The organism is Microbacterium umsixpiens, from assembly GCF_053543675.1.
Genome location: NZ_JBLVOH010000154.1, coordinates 6,088 through 8,567 on the forward strand (window position 1 = coordinate 6,088; position 2,480 = coordinate 8,567).

Genomic DNA, 2,480 nt, shown 5'->3' on the forward strand with positions numbered 1-2,480 from the left:
CTCCACCGAGGCCTTCCGTGCATACAACTGCATGGACTACCCGGTCGAAGACGACCCGGCCGCCGAAGCCGCGATCGAGGCCAAGATCGCCGAGGGCGCGCCGACCATCGCCCCGTACTGGACCGGACCGGACTCCTGCGAGGTCTGGCCCTACCCGCCGACCGGCACGCGCAGCGAGATCACGGCTGAGGGTGCAGGACCCATCCTCGTGATCGGCACGACGAACGATCCTGCGACGCCGTACGAGTGGTCCGAGTCGCTGGCGGACCAGCTCGAAGAAGGGGTCCTGATCACCCGCGTCGGCGAGGGCCACACCGGTTACAACAAGGGCAACGTCTGTGTGGACGACGCCGTCGAAGCATTCCTGCTCGACGATGTTGTGCCCGAAGACGGCCTGCGCTGCGAGTGAGGCGGGCTCGATTCGCGACCGGGCACGAGACAGGGTAATATCGGTGATCGCGCCGCTCACGCGTCGCACGCCGCTTTAGCTCAGTCGGCAGAGCATTTCACTCGTAATGAAAAGGTCGTCAGTTCGATTCTGACAAGCGGCTCCGAAGGCCCCGTGATGTGAAGAACATCACGGGGCCTTTCCCGTTCCAGCGGCGTACCCTCGAATCATGAGCAGAGCGCTTCTGATCGTCGATGTGCAGAACGATTTCACGGAGGGTGGTGCACTCGCCGTGACGGGCGGTGATGCGGTGGCCGCTGCCGTCACGACATTCCTCGCCGCGCATGCCTCCGACTACGCGGTGATCATCGCGTCGCGGGACTGGCATGACGCGCAGGGAGACAACGGCGGACACTTCGCCGGCACGCCCGACTTCGTCGACTCCTGGCCCGTGCACTGCGTCGCGGGCACGGAAGGTGCCGACTACGACCCGCTCCTGGTGACGGATGCCGTGACGCACCATGTCCGCAAGGGACAGGGCAAACCCGCGTACTCGATGTTCGAGGGGGAGACGGAGGCGGGTGAGACCGTCGGAGCGCTCCTCACTGCCGCGGGAGTGCTCAGTGCCGATGTGGTCGGCATCGCGACCGATCACTGCGTCCGGGCGTCCGCGCTCGACGCGATCGCGCACGGCGTCCATGTACGGATTCTGACCGACCTCGTGGCCGGGGTGGCTCCGGAGCCGAGCGAAGCGGCCCTCGCAGAACTCGTGCACGCGGGTGCGGAACTGGTCGAGAGCACCGACGCGTGAACCGCAGCGTCCTGCTGCTTCGGGCTGTGAACGTCAGCGGACGCAACAGCGTGCCGATGGCACGGTTGCGAGAGGTGCTGGCGACCGACACTGATCTCGCCGACGTGTCTACCTACATCGCGAGCGGCAACATCGTCTGTGCGACCCCGGAGAACCCGGGTGCCGCGTGCGCCCTCGTCCGCTCGCTCATCCATGAGGAGTTCGGGGTCGACACTCCGGTCATCCACCGAACGCACACGCAGTTGGTCGCGTCGGAATCCGCTCAGCCCTTTCCCGAGGGTGACGTGAAGTTCGTGCACGCGATGTTCCTCGAGGGGACGCCCTCGGCGGGGGCGGTCGAGGCGCTGGGGAGACGACTCCTGCCGGAGGAGCGTCTGGAGCTCGTGGGGAACGACCTGTGGATCGACTACGGGAGTGGTGGAGTGCACTCCACGAAGCTCACGAAGGGGGTGCTGGACCGTGCGCTGGGCGTGGCCGGGACCGCCCGCAACCTCCGGACGACGCGCACACTCATCGAGCTGACGGCGTGACGGAGTGACGGCGCCGGAGATCGTCGAGGCCTGAGTCTCAGCCCTGGACCCCGCCGGTCTCCGTGCTCAGCGCGGTCGGCGGCGTGTGCGGGTGCGACTGCAGGTCGACGCGGCGGGTGCCGCATCCCCCGCACCGCACGTAGAGGATGACGCCCTCACTCGTCGGATGCCGCGACTCGACGAGCCATGCGTGCTCATGGGACGCGGTTTCGGGCCGGATGCGGGGGATCGGGAGCGTGTTCTGCGAGGTCATGTACCCAGCGTGATGTAATGGTCTTATGCATCTCAACCCTTACGGCGAATACGCGGTGCTGCTGGCCGCCTCCCTCGCCAACGACTGGCCGGCCGACCGCGCCGGGATCGAGGAGCGCACCCTCGAACTAGGCATGACGCAGACGTTCCCGCCGGCGGCCGATGATCATGAGCGGATCAAGACGGTCATCGATGACTGGCTCGCGATCGTCGACGAGCCCGACCCCGATGCCCGGGCTCTGCTGCTGAACGCGCAGCTCGCGGCAGCAGCCGCTTACCCCCGGCTCACTAACCACGACGGGGAGGGCTGGCACCTGCACTACCGCGATGACGTGCCGTCACTGCCCTACGTGTTGCGGGCGATCATCAGCCTCGGCACCTCGCTGCACCTCGTGACACGGGGGATGAGCAGGCTCGGCAGGTGTCAGGCCGCGCCGTGCACGAATGTCGTCGCGGACGTGACCCGCAACGGCCGTCAGCGCTTCTGCTCCGTGCGCTG

Annotated in this window: 5 protein-coding genes and 1 tRNA gene; 5 read left to right on the forward strand and 1 reads right to left on the reverse strand. The window is 67.2% G+C overall.

The genetic code is table 11. From position 1 onward, the window contains the following. The 4 genes from ACNPM4_RS15255 to ACNPM4_RS15270 all read left to right on the forward strand — a co-directional run. A partial coding sequence (locus tag ACNPM4_RS15255; protein WP_448986242.1) for an alpha/beta hydrolase occupies positions 1-409 on the forward strand: 409 nt, incomplete at its 5' end. 69 nt (positions 410-478) lie between these two features. After that, positions 479-551 (forward strand) — tRNA-Thr (locus ACNPM4_RS15260). 66 nt (positions 552-617) lie between these two features. Continuing rightward, positions 618-1,199 (forward strand): isochorismatase family protein, encoded by a 582-nt coding sequence (locus tag ACNPM4_RS15265; protein WP_262001257.1) that lies wholly within the window; start codon positions 618-620, stop codon positions 1,197-1,199. After that, positions 1,196-1,729, forward strand: coding sequence for a DUF1697 domain-containing protein (locus ACNPM4_RS15270; RefSeq protein ID WP_448986244.1), 534 nt, complete (start codon positions 1,196-1,198; stop codon positions 1,727-1,729). The genes ACNPM4_RS15265 and ACNPM4_RS15270 overlap by 4 nt, the downstream gene beginning before the upstream one ends. A gap of 37 nt (positions 1,730-1,766) precedes the next feature. Here ACNPM4_RS15270 and ACNPM4_RS15275 read toward each other — a convergent pair whose 3' ends face one another. After that, the gene (locus ACNPM4_RS15275; RefSeq protein WP_029262792.1) at positions 1,767-1,982 is read right to left on the reverse strand and encodes a hypothetical protein; all 216 of its coding nucleotides are present in this window, start codon (positions 1,980-1,982) and stop codon (positions 1,767-1,769) included. 25 nt (positions 1,983-2,007) lie between these two features. On the opposite strand from ACNPM4_RS15275, the gene ACNPM4_RS15280 reads away from it, so the two are divergent. Beyond that, positions 2,008-2,480, forward strand: a 473-nt coding sequence (locus tag ACNPM4_RS15280) for a CGNR zinc finger domain-containing protein (RefSeq protein WP_448986246.1), incomplete at its 3' end; no start/stop codon positions are given.